A 16,060-nucleotide genomic window follows, 5' to 3' on the forward strand; every position below is an offset into this window, starting at 1 on the left:
CACTCTCTCGACCTTCCGCGTCAAGCGCGGAATGACAGGATTATAGATCATTGGGATATAATTCAAAAAGATCTGACCAATCGGGATTGTGCTTCTCGATCAAATCAAACTTCCACGGCTTACGCCACTTTTTGAGTTTCTTTTCATAAGCGATGGCATCGTTGATATAATTGAACTCTTCCAAATAAACTAATTTGGCGATTGACCATTTCTTGGCATAACCGGTCGATTTCGGATCGCGATGTTCTTGTAAACGCATGTGTAGATCGTTCGTGACGCCGATATAAGTCGCGCCTCGCCAGCGACTGGCGAGGATGTAAATGTAATAGGATTTTTTCATACCCTTAACCTGTCATTCCGGGGCGCGAAGCGAACCCGGAAGGCCGAGAGGTTGGGAACCGCCTTAAAGAAGGCTCACGCCCTCTCGACCTTCCGCATCTTCGCTTCGCTACGTGCGGAATGACAGAATTACGATCTACTCTTCGCTCATCTCTCCATCCGCCGGCTTATCGCTCAGCTTCTGCATCAGATAGACATGCTGCAAGGCCAGGCGCTTGGCGGTTTCCTTGAGGTTTGCCGCCGCGGAATGACCGCCGTCGATATTTTCATAATAGAGGAAGTCGTGGTCCTGATCTTCCATCCGCATGGCCGTTTTCCGGGCGTGGCCGGGATGGACGCGGTCGTCTTTGGTGGAGGTGACAAAGAACACTTCGGGATAATCCACGTCGGCACGGATGTTGTGATAGGGCGAGATCTTGCGCAGGAATTCCCGTTCTTCCGGCTTGGACTCATCGTCCGGATCGCCATATTCGCCCATCCAGGACGCGCCGGCGAGCAGCTTGTTAAAGCGCAGCATATCGAGCAGAGGCACCGCCACAATCGCCGCATTAATCAGATCGGGACGCTGCGTATACATCACGCCCGTCAGAAGACCGCCATTGGAGCCGCCTTCGACGCCGAGATGTTCAGGAGACGTAATGCCCTTGTCGATCAGATCTTCCGCCACGGAAATAAAGTCATCATAGATGCGCTGACGATTGGTCTTGAGACCGGCCTGATGCCATTTCGGGCCGTATTCCCCGCCGCCTCGAATATTGGACAGCACATAGACGCCGCCATTTTCGAGCCAGAGCTTACCGCGCGTGGCGCTATAGCTCGGGTTCAGCGAAATCTCGAAACCGCCATAGCCGTAAAGCAGAGTCGGGTTCGTGCCGTCCATTTCGATGTCTTTGTTCCGAACAACGAAATACGGGATTTTCGTGCCGTCTTTCGAGGTCGAGAAAAATTGCTCGGCGACCATGTTATCGGCGTCAAACCAGCTCGGTAGGGATTTGGCTTGCGCTTTTTCCATTGTCTCCGTGTTGAACGTCCAGAGCGTGTCGGGGGTGAGGAAGCTTTCCGTACTGATAAAGGCAATGTCTTCCTTGTCATTGGTCGCGCCGATATTGACCGATCCGTTTTCCGGGAAGTCGAGCGGCGTGCTGGTCCAGTCTTCGCCGTTCCAGTCAAAGGCGTAAGCTCTGCCAGCCACGTCGCGGGAAACGCTCATAAGCACTTTGGATTTGGTCACGCCGTAGCCATTGAGCGACGACTTTTCATCCGGGCTGTACACCAGGTGGACATCGGCGATTTCGCCGTCTTCCATGAAATCCTCGATGCCGAAGCTGACCAGGTCGCCGGATTTAAATCCGCGCCAGTCTTCGTTCAAAGACAAAAGAACCTGCCCTTTAAACTCGCTGCCGAGATCGGATTTGGCCGGGATGGGGAATTGGATCGGGGCCTGCGGCGCGCCGTCCTCCATCGGGACCCAGAAGACTTCGGAGTCGTAGAATGTTTTGGAGCGGGAGATAATAATTTCGCGGCGGCCATCGGACAGCTCGAACACGCCGGGCCAGTAGCCCACATCCGTTTTCTCTCCGCGTCCAAGCTCAACCGCCTCGGACAGCGGCGTGCCGCGGGTCCAGAGTTTGGCCACCATCGGATAGCCGGAATCGGTCATTGTGCCTTCGCCGAAATCGACACCGATGACCTGATGATCCGCGTCCAGCCAGGAAGCCGTGCCTTTGGATTCCTCGGTGACGAAACCGTCATCAACAAAGGATTTAGTCTCGGCGTTAAATTCGCGCCGAACCACGGCGTCTTTACCGCCATCCGAGAGATTGACAATACAATGGGCATATTCCGGCGGCAGGCAGCTATTGCCTTTATACACCCAGTTTTTGTCTTCCGCTTCGGCCAGTTTGTCGAAATCCAGAACCGTTTCCCAGGATGTATTTTCGCCAAGATAACTGTCCAGGGTGGATTTGCGCCAGATGCCGCGCACATGGTCGGCGTCCTGCCAGAAATTATGCACTTCGCCGCCGCGATAGGACACATAAGGAATTTTATCCTTGGAGTTCAGAATTTCCAGCGCTTCGGCTTGCATCTCCTCAAAACGAGGGTCGGCCATTAGCTCATCGAGCGTACGCTTGTTCCAGGTCCTGACCTGATCCAGCGCCTCTTCGCCCAGAACCTCTTCCAGATAGAGGTGATCTTCATCCGTTTGACCGGGTGTGTCGTAAGTTACCATTTTATAATCTGTATCCTTTGTCGCCATATCGTCAGAGCTGGCCATTTCTGCGGAAGCTTTTGTGGCCTCAGCAGTTTCTGTCGTTGTGTCGCCGTTACAGGCGGTCAGAAGTAAGGCTGACCCTAAAAGCAAGCCCGTTTTAAATTTGGACAGTGTCATCACTATCTCCCCAATGTGTTATTGAAAAACCAATCAATTTTGGTGTTACTTTATCAAAGCCCAGTTTGCGCGTCGAAGCAAGTGCGCCTATATGCGCAGAATGAAGTTTTTAATCATGAACGGCGCGGGAAACCGTTTTGCGTTATTCGATGCCCGCCAGCAGCCGGATTTTGCCCTGTCTGATGAACAGGTCATCAATATCTGCACGCCCGGCAGCAAAGTCATGGGAAAAAAGGGCGCGGATCAGCTCATTATTATGCGTCAGCCGAAATCCCCTGAAGCCGATATCTTCATGGAAATTCGTAATCAGAAAGGGTTTGAAGTCAATGCCTGCGGCAATGCCACGCGCTGTATCGCCTGGCTTTTCATGCGCGACGCCGAAACGGAAAACTGCACCGTTCAGACAAATGCGGATTTGCTTCACTGCCAACTGAAAGACACCTATCAGGTGGCGGTGGATATGGGCCAGCCGCGCCTGGATTGGTCGGAAATTCCACTCAAAGAACCGATGCACACTCACCACATCGACGTCAAAATCGGCCCGATCGACAATCCGATTTTGCACAACCCCGGCGCCGTCAGCATGGGCAACCCGCATTGCGTCTTCTTTGTCGAAGATTTCGAGCGCGCCAAGCCGGAGCTGGTCGGACCCATGGTCGAGTTTTACCCCCTCTTCCCCGAGCAGACAAATGTCGGTTTCGCCAAAGTCGAGAGCAAAGAGAAAATCCGTTTGAAAGTCTGGGAACGCGGCGTCGGCATGACATTGGCCTGCGGAACAGGCGCCTGCGCCGCCGTCGTCGCCGCCCACCGGCAAAAACGCACAGGCCGCAAAGTGACCGTTATTGTCGACGGAGGCGTCCTGCACATTCATTGGCGAGAAGAGGATGACCACGTCATCATGACGGGGCCGATTGAACTTGAGAAAGAAGGAGAGGTTTAGCGGTAGACCGCCCGGCCCGCGCAAAAATCAAACCTGCTGATATAGGAGCGCTATGTTTGACTGGATTTTACAGATCATAGAAACCCTCGGCTATTTCGGGCTCGCGCTATTGATGCTGATCGAAAATGTCTTTCCGCCTATCCCGTCTGAAATTGTTATGCCGCTTGCCGGATTTTTAGCGGCGCAGGGAAAGTTTTCAATTATCGCCGTGATATTGGCCGGCTCAATTGGTTCCCTTGCCGGGGCCGTTTTCTGGTTTTTTGTCGGCAAGAGCATGGGACGCGAACGCTTAATCCATTTTTCGACACACTATGGGCGGTGGATCGCTCTGGCCCCATCGGATATTGAACGCGCGGAAGGCTGGTTTCAGCGCCACGGCAAAGCGGCCGTTTTCATAGGGCGATTAATCCCGGGGGTCAGGAGCCTTATTTCTGTCCCGGCGGGCATCGCAAATATGAACTTTATCGTCTTCCTTTTATACTCCGCTTTTGGAACGCTCCTTTGGACCGGTTTGCTCGCCGGAGCGGGCTTTGTTTTGAAGTCACAATATCAGAAAGTGGAGAACTGGCTAAATCCCGTCTCCTGGGGAGTCGTTCTTTTTCTTTTTGTATGGTACATCTACGGCGTTATCACCTTTGACAAACGCCATTTTAATAATCGTGAAGATTGAACCTCACGCTTTTTCGATTAGACCTCACGCCACATAAGCCAAAGCGCCGGACCTTTCCGGATTATTCGCATCAAAGGTAAGCGTAAAAGTCGATCCCTTCCCTGACTCACTTTTTATTTTAATATCGCCGTCCATCATTCGGGCAATTTTTCGGGAGATAGAGAGACCGAGGCCGCTGCCGCCATATTCGCGAGTTTTGGAGCTATTGGCTTGGGTAAAAGGCTCAAATAATTCGGCTTGAGCCTCCTTGGCGATACCAATGCCTGTATCAGTGACACGGATTGTAAAGCGGTGAAAACCCTCATATTCTTCAGAGGAAACATGAAGGCTTACAGACCCTTTTTCCGTAAATTTAAGCGCATTTGAGACAAGATTTGAAAGGCATTGGCCCAATCGCAGCGCATCTATACTCACAAACTCCGGGCAGTCCTCCGCAAATTCTAAATCCAAGGATATGTTTTTCTGGATTGCATGATCCCGATGGAATTCGACTGTTCGGCGAATTAAGTCAGAGATATTTTCATCTTTGAAATTCAGACTTAGTTTTCCCGACTCAATCTTCGAAAGTTCCAGAATATCTTTGACGATTTCCATTAAAGTCTCGCCTGATCTGAGTATCATATCTAAAATTTTTCTTTGCTTCGGGGGCAAGTCGAAATTCGCCATAACCTGGGCCATGCCCAATACGCCGTTCATGGGCGTCCGTATTTCATGACTCATATTTGCCAGAAATTGTGACTTGGCCAGACTTGCCGCCTCGGCAAGACGTTTCTTTTGAGTGACTTCCTGACTCATGGCGCGGGTCTCATTCAATAAGACCTTATGGAATTTGGAGATGAAAAGCAGGTCAATCGAGCTATCCGTTAGTGAGAAATCTGAGAAATTCAGCTCTCTCGGAGTGCGCCCTTCTATCTCGCAAAAAGCATGCCCGAGCAGAAATATGAAACCCTGCCCGGTTCTCATGACGCCGCCCCGTAAAGCGAGGCCCTCCCCTAAGCCCTGCCCCGTTAGGACAGCCTCTCGAATATCTTTCTCTTTTTCCTGTAAGGACAGCTTCCGAGGAAAATCAATCTTGAAAAGATTTTGCAGTTTTTCCCCAAATGCGGCTTCCGTCAAATGGTGTTGCAAGGACGGCCCGAGCCCGGATATACGCGCCGTCCTATCGATTTCAATATGAGCCGGAAATAATTGGTCCAATCTGGTCTTATCGAGCGTAAGAGACATGATCTTAGACTGCCATATCCAATGCCGGGTTGGGATTGCTTTGCAACACAGCCGGGCACTCTGCACGGTTTAAAGTAAAATACGTTCCTTTCTCCGTGACTTTATACCCTATTTCCATTTGCTCATCGAAATATTCCAGAACGCCCTCAAAAATACCCAGTACCAACTCCTCCAGTCCGTCTCGTTGCGATTTATAAATAACTTCCAGCCGATTTGGCGTTGCAGAAATCAATTGAAACGACGGCAGAACAGCTTTGGGCAATGTTCTGTTTAAACTTTCATGCATGCGATCCAGATTTTCAATAAATTCGACTAAATTTCTACCTGTCAAAGCAATAATATCGCCATATCCGGCCGCGATAGTATATTCTACCCAGTGGCGGCCCGCGGCGCGAAGAACCTCATTAAGGGTCATATTGCATTGCAACGAAATCGCTTCGATGAGGCTGTAGGTCATGACGTCGTCATAATGCGCGGCGCTGATGAGATGTTCTTCCGACAGACCCGAAACAGAGAGAGATGTCTCCCAGGACTCCTCGCCAAAGACTTTGATAACGGCATGACGGGCGCCCTTGTGTATCATTCCGTACATATATTTAACGCTTTCAGTGCTATGAATATTTTGACCCTGCTTGATACCACCTAAGATTTAAAAAACTCTCAACCCCTAAGATTTTCTTCCCCTCTAAGCGCGGAAAAATTTGGTTCTGGTCAAATCGCCGTGAATTCCGTAATCCCGTTTCATGTCTGATTTGTTTCGTAAGGAAGCTTTGGAAAATCGCTCGCGCGCGCTTTACGGCGAAGTAACGCTTAAAGGGCCGCTGAGCAGCTGGCTTCTGACGGGGCTTATTCTTTTATTTGCTTTGGTCATTATGGGTTTGCTGTTCGGCCTGACGGTTGAAACCGGGGATGGATCCATGCGCCTCATCATCTGGCTTTTAAACGGCGCAAAAGACGGATAAATGGGTTTATTTTCGCGCAAAAGCCTGCCGGTTATTCTGCAAACGGAAATGACGGAATGCGGTCTGGCCTGTATGGCGATGATTGCACGCTATCATGGACACGATATTGATCTGAATGTTCTGCGCCGGCGGCATCTCGTGTCCATGAGCGGCACGTCTTTGGGCGGGCTGATGAAAATTGCCGCGACGCTGGATTTTGCCCCCCGGCCTTTGCGCGTAGAGCTTGATCAGCTTCACAAAGTCCAGACCCCGGCCATCTTGCATTGGGATCTCAACCATTTCGTTGTTCTGAAATCTGTCAAAGGTGACAAAGTCAAAATTATTGACCCTGGTATCGGTCAGCGCGTGATGTCTTTAGCCAAGGTTTCAAAACATTTTACCGGCGTGGCAATGGAGCTCACCCCGACGGCGGAGTTTAGCGCGCAGGAAGAACGCCTGCGTCCGCACCTGTCCTTGCTCTGGTCACGACTGGTCGGATTGAAACGCGCGATTTTTCAAACCTTAAGCCTGTCGATTGTCCTGCAGCTTATCATTCTGGTGAGTCCGTTTTACCTGCAACTCGTTGTCGACGGAGCGCTGCCGCGCGGAGATTACCAACTCCTCATGGGCCTGGCGATTGGCTTTGCCGGGCTTGCCGTTCTTCGCGCGGTCAGTGAAGCGGTCAGGGGTTGGGCCATTCTGATTTACGGCAATCAGATGAGCCTACAAATGGTCGGAAACGTCTTCCGCCATATGATACGCCTGCCGACACGATATTTCGAAAAACGCCATGTCGGCGATATCATAAGCCGGATTGGCAGCACCAAACCTATACAGGAAGCGCTGACCCAATCTGTTGTTTCGGTCTTGATCGACGGCGTTATGGCCGCGCTGATGCTGGTGGTGATGTTTTTCTACTCTCCCCTCCTCTTCGGCATTGTCTTTCTTAGCGCTGTTTTGCTCATCACCGCGACGCTGCTGATTTATCCGCATTTGCGGCGTACGCAGGAGGAAACCATCTATGCCAAGGCGGTCGAAAATACGCATGTCATAGAATCCATCCGCGCCAATACGACAGTCAAACTGTTCGGCCGCGAGGCGGAACGCGAAGCGTCCTGGCGCAATCTTTATTCCGACTTTATCAATGCCAATGTCGATTACGGCAAATATCTTATCCTTCAGAAATTCGCCGAAACCCTCATCAACGGCCTGCAAATAGTTGTGGTGGTCTGGGCCGCCGCCGTGCTGATGATGGGCGAAGGCAGCGGGTTTACACTCGGTATGCTCGTCGCCTTTTTGGCCTATCGCCAATATTTCACTGATGCCGTCTCTCAGCTTTTGCAAAAGGGAATAGAGTTCCGCCTGCTCTCGCTTCATCTTGACCGCTTATCCGATATTATTTTTGAGCAAAGAGAAGCGAAGCGCGCTGTTACAAGCCAGACATCCGAGATTGAAGGGCATATCTCGCTTAAGGATGTTTCCTTCCGATATGCCGAGTCCGACCCCTGGGTTCTGGAAAATCGGTCGCTGGATATTCCCGCCGGGCAAATGGTGACGCTGACGGGTAAGAGCGGCGGCGGAAAAACAACGCTCATGAAACTCATGCTGGGCTTGTACGCGCCAGATAGCGGGGAACTGAGCGTTGACGGGCAATCCCTTTCAGAGATCGGGCTGACAAATTGGCGGTCCCAAATAGGAGTCGTCATGCAGGATGACCGCCTGCTCTCCGGCACAATTGCGGACAATATCAGCTTTTTCGATCCGGAAATGGATATGGAGCGCGTTCAAAGAGCCGCTCAATCCGCGCAGATCCATGAAACGATTGCCCGCTTGCCCATGAATTACCTCTCCGTTGTCGGGGATATGGGCTCCATTCTGTCGGGCGGACAGAAGCAAAGGCTGCTTCTGGCACGGGCGCTCTATCAAAATCCCAAGGTTCTGTTTCTGGATGAGGGCACGGCCAATCTGGATACAGAGACCGAAAAAGCGATTGTCGATGTCATAAACAATCTGGAAATCACTCGTATCATTGTGGCACATCGCCCGGCTTTCATTAAAGCGTCGGACATCGTTATCACGATTTAAGACTGCCCAAAATTTAGGCGACGCCCCAATTTCAGGCTCATAAACGGAAAAATTGTCTCTTTTTTGCAACTATTCCTAGCAAAATACGTAGTTTACATATCATTAACCATTGATTGTTTTAAAATAGAGCAATAAATACTTGCCAAACATTATGGTTTCTGATGTTTTAACAAAGAGTACCTATGGTGGTGCTCTCAACACTAATGAAAGAGCAAATCAATGCGTGAGCTTACTCTTGAAGAAGTTGAAGTCGTCACAGGTGGATTTCCCATCATCATCGGCGGTGCCGGTGAAAACGGCGAAGACTAAAATAAGCGTATAGATGTGGATTCTATGACCCGCCTTTCGGCGGGTTTTTTTATGCGTCAAATTTAAAACAAGTGTAATTCTTAGATTATGGCCACCGAATTTTAATCTTTTTTTCCTATTCCCGGTATTCAAGACGAATGGGATTGTCATGGCTTACAGCCAAAATATTTGGAGAAAGATGAAAAACGGTCTGTTCCTAACCGGATCAGTCCTGTCTTTATGCATCCTACAATTCGCTCAGGCCGAGACGACCCGCACAGATCCTTCCATCACCGCAAATTCAATTGCCAATCAAATCGAAGAGCTGAACTTGGTCGAGCTCAACAGTAATGAAGCTCTCATAAAGCCAGAAGATGTAGAACTCGCTCGCAAACAAATACTTGAAGCACTTACGGGTGGAAACAGGGATAGATTTGAAAAAGCCGTTGCCTATTATCGTCAGTTGGCAAATGAAACCGACTCGCTAAGAGATAAAAATATCGTCGAGATATTTGAGACTTTTTCTAATATTTATCAATTTAAAAACCCAAGCGAAAACTATCAAGAACTCACAGACGCCCTTAGCTCTTTTTCGAAAAATCCGGACTGGCTGGTAAGTTTCCACGCGAAACGGCTACTCTCCTTTGTGCACACCCTTTCCTTTAAAAACGGTCTCGCTCTAAGAGTCGCTCAAGACGCGATTGACATCATCCCAAATGATCTTTCTCCAGAGGCGACAGAATCCCGTATTTTTGCACTTGAGCTTTTAGCGTATCTTCAGAATATCACATGGAATAAAGATCTGGCTTTATATAATACTCAACGTCTCATCGACTTGAAGTTGGAAGCGGGTCAGCCAATTGATGGAATTGAGCTCTTAAATAATTTGATGTATTCCCTCACGGAATGGCGAGATTACGAAACTCGCCTGGAATTAGCGAAAACTCTCAAACGACTCGAAACCAAATTTGGATCGACGACTCCAGGTCTTTCCAGCACACATATTGCTCGTGTTAATAATGACATTGGAAATTACGAAGAAGCAAAAGTCGCCGCTCAGGAAGCTTTGAACGAAACGAAAATAGACTCAATTTCTCATATCGCTTCTGTGCAACTTGCAACGGCCTATGCTGGCTTGGGAAATACAGCCGAAGCTAGAAAAATTCTTAGCTCTATGAGCGAGTCATTAAAAGTGAATGATGCAACAATCATTTATGCAAATGCTCTGATTGCTCTTGAAGAAGGCAATATAGATAAAGCTCTTTCTTTATTAAATCAAAAATACGATCGCAAAGTCACACAAATTCTCAAATCCACCAATCGCGACACCATGGAGATGCTTGCCGATCTGGAAAACTCCAGTGAACGTCAGGCCGAGCGTGAAGCCGCCCTGCAAAGAGAGGCCGCCCTTGTCCAAACGAAGCTCGATCAACAGCAGCGTATCAACAAACTCCTGATCGCGTTTCTTTTACTCGTCGCCATGTCCGGTGTCGGCGCCCTCCTATTCGCCCGCCACAGAGATAAACTCGCCAAGCTTCTGGCGATTAAATCTCGCGAGGCCGAGAGCGCGGATCGATTGAAAACCGAATTTCTCGGCATGGTCAGTCATGAACTCCGCACGCCTCTTAACGGAATTATCGGATTGGCCGACCTTTTGGCAACGTCCGGCCCCACCGAAGAAGTGCGTCAACGCGGCGATATCATTTTAACCTCCGGCAATATTCTCTTCTCGCTGATTGAAAGCATTATCGACATGTCGCGGCTAGAGGCAGGAAAATTGCAGCTCGCCCCGGAGCCCACAAATCTTAAATCAGTCATCGAAAATAATCTGTCTGAGTTCGAAGACCGGGCCGCCGAAAAAGGCCTCGTTTTTACGGCTTTTGTGGCACCTGAGTGCGCTCAGGAACTTGAACTGGATGAAGCCCGGGTCAAGCAATGTATCGGTACACTTCTATGCAACGCGATGAAGTTCACTGATGAAGGCCGCGTCCACCTTCATGTTACGGCGGAAGATGATCCGAATTCCGGACAAACGGAAATCACCGCGATTGTGGCCGATACCGGTCAGGGGATCAGCGAAGATGTCCAGTCCAAACTATTTACGCCTTTCCTTCAGGCCGATGCCTCCATGACCCGAAAACATGGCGGCTCCGGTCTGCGTCTGGCGATTGCGCGTATGCTCGCGCGTATGATGGAGGGTGACATCACCCTTAACTCTCGCGAAGGCCGGGGATCTGAATTTACTCTGACATTCAAGTCTGCCTCTGCCAAACCTGTTGAGCAAGAGGCCGAACTTTTGCAAGAAACTGAAATTAAGCCGCAAAAAGTTCAGAGATTAGCCAAGCAAAAAAAGAAAGACATATCGGCCCTCTCGGCATCGTCCGAGATTTCCGGCCCGTCCTTCCTGATAGAGCCGACGGCTCCATCCGCAACGCCATCTCAGGCCGATAACGGCGTGGGCCGCGTTCTTATTGTGGAAGACATTCGGTCTAATCAAGACGTCATCGCGGTGATGCTTGATAAAGCCGGCATTCAACACGTCCCTGTCGGAAGCGGCGAGGAAGCGCTCCGCGTTCTGAATACGCAAAGATTTGATATTGTCCTTATGGATATACACATGCCCGGAATAGACGGGATTGAAACGGCCAGACGGATAAGGACCAGTCATCAACCCTGGTCAAACATCCCTATTATTGCTTTGACAGCCGATGCCGACCCGCAAAATAAAGTGGCCTGTATGGCCGTCGGCATTGATGAATTCCTCACCAAGCCTGTCATGGGTAAAAACCTGATAAAAGCCATGCAGAGCCTGAGCGGCTCTAGTCTGGACGATGATTTACCTCTTTCGGATAACCAGAGACAACAGGCCTAGAGAATCATCTGAACAATCATGACAGGCACGGCAAAGCTCAAAGCCAGTCCCGCCAAGATAAAAAACCCGTCCCGCCCGGTAATGCCCAATCCCATCAAGCCAATGATAAAACCGGGTATAACCACGCCAAAGGGCACGGCCCCGAGCGGCAACATGGTGGCCGCCAGTAAAGTGGCAACTAAGGCCGCAATAACAAGCATTGGCCCTCTGGCCGCCCATTCAAGACGTGGACTGACGATGTTATCGATACGTTTAAGCCACGGCCCGGCATGCTGTCTCGTCTTTTCGAGGCTCTTCGCGCTCACTTTTACACGTCGGAGAAATTTAGGCATCCAGGGATGAGATCGCCGAAATAAAAGCTGAACCGAAAAAAGCATAACAATCACGCCGAGCGCCATGGGTAATCCTGGAAGCATTCCGAGTGGGGTCAAAAGGAAAAGACCGCAGAGTAGCAACACAGGGCCAAAGGAACGGTTGCCCAAGGCCTCTATGATAGTTTTCATATCTACCGTTTCGCCCCCGGCAATATCTTCTACCCGATCAAGAAGCCCCATAAGCGGCGCATCGCTTTGCTCGCCTGTCTTAAAATCGGACTTTGTCTCTTCTGTCATGGCCCTGCGCTATCACACCCTTTAACATTGAGACAGTCAATATAGCCGCAACGCATTTACATTTGCGATTAAATTTACCAAGAGCCGTTCTCTCACTCTTGAACGAAGGCAGTTCACAACATGGCTCTGGATGTCTGGCTAGCACTGGTGGCGCTCTTTTTTGTCGGCGGCCTGACCCCGGGCCCCGCCGTTATGCTCGTGCTTGCCTCTTCTTTTCGATACGGATTCAAGCCCGCTTTATTGCCGGCCATGGGTGTCGCCTCCGCCAATGTCATGTGGCTGGTTCTGGCCGCTTCGGGCACGGCCGTCTTGTTCGAGCTTTATCCGGCGGCCACATTGGCGCTCAAGCTCGTTGGCCTTGCCGTTCTGATTTATATGGGACTATCCACCATGTTCGGGCCGCTCCCCAATCTGGATGTCTCCGCCGAGGACGCGCCGAGGCGCTCCCGCCTCTACGGGAAAGGCGTTTTGCTCCAAGCCACCTCTCCTATGCCGGTTGTCTATTTCGGCATGCTACTGCCGCAATTCTTTCAAGCCGATGCGGCATTGGGGCCGCAATTTGTTATTATGCTTGTGACAATTACCTGTTTGGAAATGTTCGGCCTCTCAGTTTATGCCGCCGGAGCCTTGGTGATTAAGCGTATTCTAAAAAGCCAGAGGGCGGCCCGCACATTTAATGTCCTAATCGGTCTTGTCATGATTGCCTCAGGCGCTTGGGCGGTATTTTCGACAGCATAAGACTTGCAACCTTGCGCAAGCACGCTAAGAGGCGCGGGCAAAACCAAATGAGGAATCTGACCCAATGAAAATGAAGAAAATCAAAGCCGGAGAAAACCCGCCTTTTGATATCAATGTCATCATCGAAGTGCCTTTGGGGGGCGAGCCCATCAAATATGAGATGGACAAAGACTCCGGCGCCATGTTTGTGGATCGGTTCCTTTACACGTCCATGCGCTATCCGTGTAATTACGGCTTTATTCCGCATACATTGTCAAATGACGGCGACCCCACAGACGTTCTGGTTGTCGGTCAGCGCGCCCTTATGCCGGGCTGCGTCGTCCGCGCCCGCCCGGTCGGCGTTCTCATGATGGAAGACGAAGCCGGCATAGACGAAAAAATCGTCGCCGTGCCGCATGGTAAGCTTACCCCCTATTACGATAAAATTAAGAGCTATACCGATCTGCCGCAGGTGCTGCAGGACCGCATTCCGCACTTTTTCAATCATTACAAAGATTTGGAAAAAGAAAAGTGGGTCAAAGTTCTGGGGTGGGAAGATTCGGAAAAAGCCGCAGAGCTCATTCTGGAAGGTATTGAAACCGGAAAAAAGTAGCCCGCGTTCTATCCAAATAAAAAGCCCCGCTGATGCGGGGCTTTTTTGTGATTTCAATTAGGCGCTCAAAAATTGGTCGATATAGTCAATATATCCGACTTATTGTCTTCGGATAACCTCTAGGCCCGCTCGACCATCATCTTTTTGACTTCGGCAATGGCTTTGGCGGGGTTTAGACCTTTCGGGCAGACATTGGCGCAGTTCATGATGGTGTGGCAGCGATAGAGCTTGAACGGATCTTCGAGATTGTCGAGACGTGCGTCATCCGCGTCATCGCGGCTATCGGCGAGCCAGCGATAAGCCTGCAGCAGAGCCGCCGGACCGAGATAGCGGTCACCATTCCACCAATAGGACGGACAGGCGGTAGAGCAACACGCGCACAAGATACATTCATAATATCCATCGAGCTTATCGCGGTCCTGTGGAGCCTGCTTGATTTCTTCGGTTGGCAAAGGCGTCGAAGTCTGAAGCCAAGGCTCGATGGAGGCATATTGCTTGTAAAAATTGGAAAGGTCCGGGACAAGATCTCGGACAACCGGCAAATGCGGGAGGGGCGAGATCGTAATCGTATCTCCGCCGCCCACGTCATCAATTCCCTTCGTACAGGCCAGCGTATTCCGGCCGCCAATCGTCATGGCGCAGGAGCCGCACACGCCTTCGCGGCACGACCGGCGAAAGGCCAGTGTTGAGTCAATTTCATTTTTGATTTTGAACAGCGCGTCAAGCACCATTGGTCCGCATTCATCCAGGTCGAGCTGGTAGGTGTCCCAATAAGGGGTCCCGCCATCACTTGGATCATAACGATAGATTTTAAACGTTTTGAGCCGTTTGGCGCCTTTTTTCGCGGGCCAGGTTTTGCCATCACGGATTTTGGAATTTTTCGGTAGGGTCAGCTGAACCATGGTTTACCTTGAAAATATAAAATTTTGAACCTGTCTTATAGACAGAACTATATTAAATACGAAGGGGAAAGCTGATAAGTTTTCCATTCATTTTGACGCATCCGAATAAAGTCGGCGGTTAAGAGCCCATAGCGGGCTTCTGTCTTGAAAGGAAGTTTTACTCGGCGGCCAGAGATAAAAGTTCAGGATTGAGGCTGACTTCCCGGAAATCGGGAATTTCGCAATCGAGCGTCTCGGCCCCGTGAACGGGACGCGCCCAAAGAAAGGACAATGACTCTTCGGGACAATTTAGGGTGTGAGCGACATCTGTCTGAATGACTTTTCGGACGCGTAAGGAGGCTTCTGTTGAAGCTCTTAAAGCGCCGCAAACAAAATCTGCTCCGGCATAGCAAGGGGGATTTGTGATCTCGTCCTCTTGGACATCGACATTCAAAATATCCCTAAAACCCGTTTGCTCTTTTGGCATGTTTTCCCCTTTACAATGCAACTTAAAAGATTGCGACGCGCTCACCAGACCCCCATCTTTGCGCCTTGTCACATATCTTATTGATTTATTAAGAGGATTTTCCGGCTCATGTGAAATGATTTTTGCAGAAATCCCTAATTTTTCATATATTTGATACATTTTCAGTCGGCGCGCACAATCTAGCCGCGAAAGCGAGGCCGGCAAGCTCAACAGAAACTTTGTCACCTGATAAAGGGCTTTACCCAGATCGTCTGAGCCTTCGGGTCAATATCAGGCTTGATAAGATCCGAATACGCGGCGCAGGATTTCACTCGTCCTCTTGGCCGGGTTTTCCCGAATGGCCTTCTCCTCATCCGCAATATAAGTGAAGACACCTTCCAGGCCATACTCCACGCCGTGGCCAATGAGGTCCGATTTCGCATTAGCGCCTAAGCCTGCCGCAAAAGGCACAGAACTAAGTTGGGCCGAAATCTGGTCGACAAGTTGCAACGCCCCTGTCTGCTGCAGCGCGTTACTCATGATCGGCGTAAATAGCGTCGTCAGGCGATCCGTCGTCTTTCCCTGTAAATATTGTGTCGCCGCATTCTCCGGGCCGCGCACAATCCCAATGGCGTCCTGAATGGAAAGGTCTGAGACCGCGTCGATAAAAATATCCTTGGCCACGGGCGCCGCTTTCTCCGCCCCGCGGTTAAGCTGGGTTTGAAGCTCACTCAGTAATCCGCCTGCTCCGATAGGTTGCAATATGTTTTGCACCTCTTGCAGGCGCTGCGGCAGAGGAATCCGAATGCGCCCGTTGTTCAGAAACCCGCCCTCGCGGCCCACCGTACTGATCGCTGCGCCCACTCCGTTATTCAAAGCCGCCCGGATGCCGGCTGCCGCTTCGCCCTGTGACAGAGCGCCGGAATTGACAATCCCTTCAAAAATGGACGGATCAATCGTTTCGCAGGCAGAGAGGCCCAAAGCCGGGAGAGCCATTAGAATGTGACGGCGATTGAGGGTCATA

At 50.5% G+C, this 16,060-nt stretch carries 15 protein-coding genes; 7 read left to right on the plus strand and 8 right to left on the minus strand.

Annotation, left to right across the window (positions count from 1 at the left end):
• Positions 1-40 precede the first annotated feature (40 nt).
• Together ACN0IC_RS08860 and ACN0IC_RS08865 are read right to left on the minus strand one after the other, a co-directional pair.
• Positions 41-340, minus strand: coding sequence for a GIY-YIG nuclease family protein (locus ACN0IC_RS08860; RefSeq protein WP_416878418.1), 300 nt, complete (start codon positions 338-340; stop codon positions 41-43).
• 135 nt (positions 341-475) lie between these two features.
• Entirely contained in the window at positions 476-2,728 is a 2,253-nt protein-coding gene (locus ACN0IC_RS08865; protein ID WP_416878419.1) for a prolyl oligopeptidase family serine peptidase, read from the minus strand.
• A gap of 100 nt (positions 2,729-2,828) precedes the next feature.
• Between ACN0IC_RS08865 and dapF the strand changes: the two genes are divergently transcribed.
• The gene (dapF, locus tag ACN0IC_RS08870) at positions 2,829-3,668 is read left to right on the plus strand and encodes a diaminopimelate epimerase (RefSeq protein WP_416878420.1); all 840 of its coding nucleotides are present in this window, start codon (positions 2,829-2,831) and stop codon (positions 3,666-3,668) included.
• A gap of 52 nt (positions 3,669-3,720) precedes the next feature.
• Positions 3,721-4,338: a DedA family protein gene (locus ACN0IC_RS08875; protein ID WP_416878421.1), complete on the plus strand. Its 618-nt coding sequence runs from the start codon at positions 3,721-3,723 to the stop codon at positions 4,336-4,338.
• 24 nt (positions 4,339-4,362) lie between these two features.
• On the opposite strand, the gene ACN0IC_RS08880 is transcribed toward ACN0IC_RS08875, so the two are convergent.
• Together ACN0IC_RS08880 and ACN0IC_RS08885 are read right to left on the minus strand one after the other, a co-directional pair.
• Positions 4,363-5,562: a sensor histidine kinase gene (locus ACN0IC_RS08880; protein WP_416878422.1), complete on the minus strand. Its 1,200-nt coding sequence runs from the start codon at positions 5,560-5,562 to the stop codon at positions 4,363-4,365.
• Between the two features lie 4 nt (positions 5,563-5,566).
• A complete protein-coding gene (locus tag ACN0IC_RS08885) occupies positions 5,567-6,154 on the minus strand; it encodes a heme NO-binding domain-containing protein (protein WP_416878423.1) in 588 nt (195 codons plus the stop codon).
• 151 nt (positions 6,155-6,305) lie between these two features.
• Here ACN0IC_RS08885 and ACN0IC_RS08890 point away from each other — a divergent pair, with 151 nt between their 5' ends.
• The 3 genes from ACN0IC_RS08890 (at position 6,306) to ACN0IC_RS08900 (ending at position 11,748) form a co-directional block, all read left to right on the plus strand.
• A complete protein-coding gene (locus tag ACN0IC_RS08890; protein ID WP_416878424.1) occupies positions 6,306-6,524 on the plus strand; it encodes a hypothetical protein in 219 nt (72 codons plus the stop codon).
• Entirely contained in the window at positions 6,525-8,588 is a 2,064-nt protein-coding gene (locus ACN0IC_RS08895; RefSeq protein ID WP_416878425.1) for a peptidase domain-containing ABC transporter, read from the plus strand.
• Between the two features lie 457 nt (positions 8,589-9,045).
• Complete coding sequence (locus tag ACN0IC_RS08900) at positions 9,046-11,748, plus strand: response regulator (protein WP_416878426.1); 2,703 nt, start codon at positions 9,046-9,048, stop codon at positions 11,746-11,748.
• Here the strand turns inward: ACN0IC_RS08900 and ACN0IC_RS08905 are convergent.
• A complete protein-coding gene (locus ACN0IC_RS08905) occupies positions 11,745-12,359 on the minus strand; it encodes an exopolysaccharide biosynthesis protein (RefSeq protein WP_416878427.1) in 615 nt (204 codons plus the stop codon). The two genes, ACN0IC_RS08900 and ACN0IC_RS08905, sit on opposite strands and share 4 nt — an antisense overlap.
• Before the next feature lie 120 nt (positions 12,360-12,479).
• Here ACN0IC_RS08905 and ACN0IC_RS08910 point away from each other — a divergent pair, with 120 nt between their 5' ends.
• Both ACN0IC_RS08910 and ppa read left to right on the plus strand, forming a co-directional pair.
• Positions 12,480-13,097 carry a LysE family translocator gene (locus tag ACN0IC_RS08910; protein WP_416878428.1) on the plus strand — a complete coding sequence of 206 codons (618 nt, stop codon included), beginning with the start codon at positions 12,480-12,482 and terminating at the stop codon, positions 13,095-13,097.
• A gap of 64 nt (positions 13,098-13,161) precedes the next feature.
• A complete protein-coding gene (ppa, locus tag ACN0IC_RS08915; RefSeq protein ID WP_416878429.1) occupies positions 13,162-13,689 on the plus strand; it encodes an inorganic diphosphatase in 528 nt (175 codons plus the stop codon).
• A gap of 119 nt (positions 13,690-13,808) precedes the next feature.
• On the opposite strand, the gene ACN0IC_RS08920 is transcribed toward ppa, so the two are convergent.
• From ACN0IC_RS08920 to ACN0IC_RS08930, 3 genes are all read right to left on the minus strand, one after another.
• Positions 13,809-14,591 carry a succinate dehydrogenase iron-sulfur subunit gene (locus ACN0IC_RS08920; RefSeq protein ID WP_416878430.1) on the minus strand — a complete coding sequence of 261 codons (783 nt, stop codon included), beginning with the start codon at positions 14,589-14,591 and terminating at the stop codon, positions 13,809-13,811.
• 157 nt (positions 14,592-14,748) lie between these two features.
• Positions 14,749-15,057 carry a hypothetical protein gene (locus tag ACN0IC_RS08925; protein ID WP_416878431.1) on the minus strand — a complete coding sequence of 103 codons (309 nt, stop codon included), beginning with the start codon at positions 15,055-15,057 and terminating at the stop codon, positions 14,749-14,751.
• A 270-nt stretch (positions 15,058-15,327) separates the two neighbouring features.
• Positions 15,328-16,059 carry a DUF4197 domain-containing protein gene (locus ACN0IC_RS08930; RefSeq protein WP_416878432.1) on the minus strand — a complete coding sequence of 244 codons (732 nt, stop codon included), beginning with the start codon at positions 16,057-16,059 and terminating at the stop codon, positions 15,328-15,330.
• Position 16,060 lies beyond the last annotated feature (1 nt).

The organism is Litorimonas sp., from assembly GCA_029936425.1.
Classification (GTDB): Bacteria; Pseudomonadota; Alphaproteobacteria; order Caulobacterales; family Maricaulaceae; genus Litorimonas.

What these genes read in the sequence shown, in the direction of transcription:
- ACN0IC_RS08860 (WP_416878418.1), bottom strand. Translation starts at nt 340, where the DNA reads ATGAAAAAATCCTATTACATTTACATCCTCGCCAGTCGCTGGCGAGGC.
- ACN0IC_RS08865 (WP_416878419.1), bottom strand. Translation starts at nt 2,728, where the DNA reads ATGACACTGTCCAAATTTAAAACGGGCTTGCTTTTAGGGTCAGCCTTA.
- dapF (WP_416878420.1), top strand. Translation starts at nt 2,829, where the DNA reads ATGAAGTTTTTAATCATGAACGGCGCGGGAAACCGTTTTGCGTTATTC.
- ACN0IC_RS08875 (WP_416878421.1), top strand. Translation starts at nt 3,721, where the DNA reads ATGTTTGACTGGATTTTACAGATCATAGAAACCCTCGGCTATTTCGGG.
- ACN0IC_RS08880 (WP_416878422.1), bottom strand. Translation starts at nt 5,562, where the DNA reads ATGTCTCTTACGCTCGATAAGACCAGATTGGACCAATTATTTCCGGCT.
- ACN0IC_RS08885 (WP_416878423.1), bottom strand. Translation starts at nt 6,154, where the DNA reads ATGTACGGAATGATACACAAGGGCGCCCGTCATGCCGTTATCAAAGTC.
- ACN0IC_RS08890 (WP_416878424.1), top strand. Translation starts at nt 6,306, where the DNA reads ATGTCTGATTTGTTTCGTAAGGAAGCTTTGGAAAATCGCTCGCGCGCG.
- ACN0IC_RS08895 (WP_416878425.1), top strand. Translation starts at nt 6,525, where the DNA reads ATGGGTTTATTTTCGCGCAAAAGCCTGCCGGTTATTCTGCAAACGGAA.
- ACN0IC_RS08900 (WP_416878426.1), top strand. Translation starts at nt 9,046, where the DNA reads ATGGCTTACAGCCAAAATATTTGGAGAAAGATGAAAAACGGTCTGTTC.
- ACN0IC_RS08905 (WP_416878427.1), bottom strand. Translation starts at nt 12,359, where the DNA reads ATGACAGAAGAGACAAAGTCCGATTTTAAGACAGGCGAGCAAAGCGAT.
- ACN0IC_RS08910 (WP_416878428.1), top strand. Translation starts at nt 12,480, where the DNA reads ATGGCTCTGGATGTCTGGCTAGCACTGGTGGCGCTCTTTTTTGTCGGC.
- ppa (WP_416878429.1), top strand. Translation starts at nt 13,162, where the DNA reads ATGAAAATGAAGAAAATCAAAGCCGGAGAAAACCCGCCTTTTGATATC.
- ACN0IC_RS08920 (WP_416878430.1), bottom strand. Translation starts at nt 14,591, where the DNA reads ATGGTTCAGCTGACCCTACCGAAAAATTCCAAAATCCGTGATGGCAAA.
- ACN0IC_RS08925 (WP_416878431.1), bottom strand. Translation starts at nt 15,057, where the DNA reads ATGCCAAAAGAGCAAACGGGTTTTAGGGATATTTTGAATGTCGATGTC.
- ACN0IC_RS08930 (WP_416878432.1), bottom strand. Translation starts at nt 16,059, where the DNA reads ATGACCCTCAATCGCCGTCACATTCTAATGGCTCTCCCGGCTTTGGGC.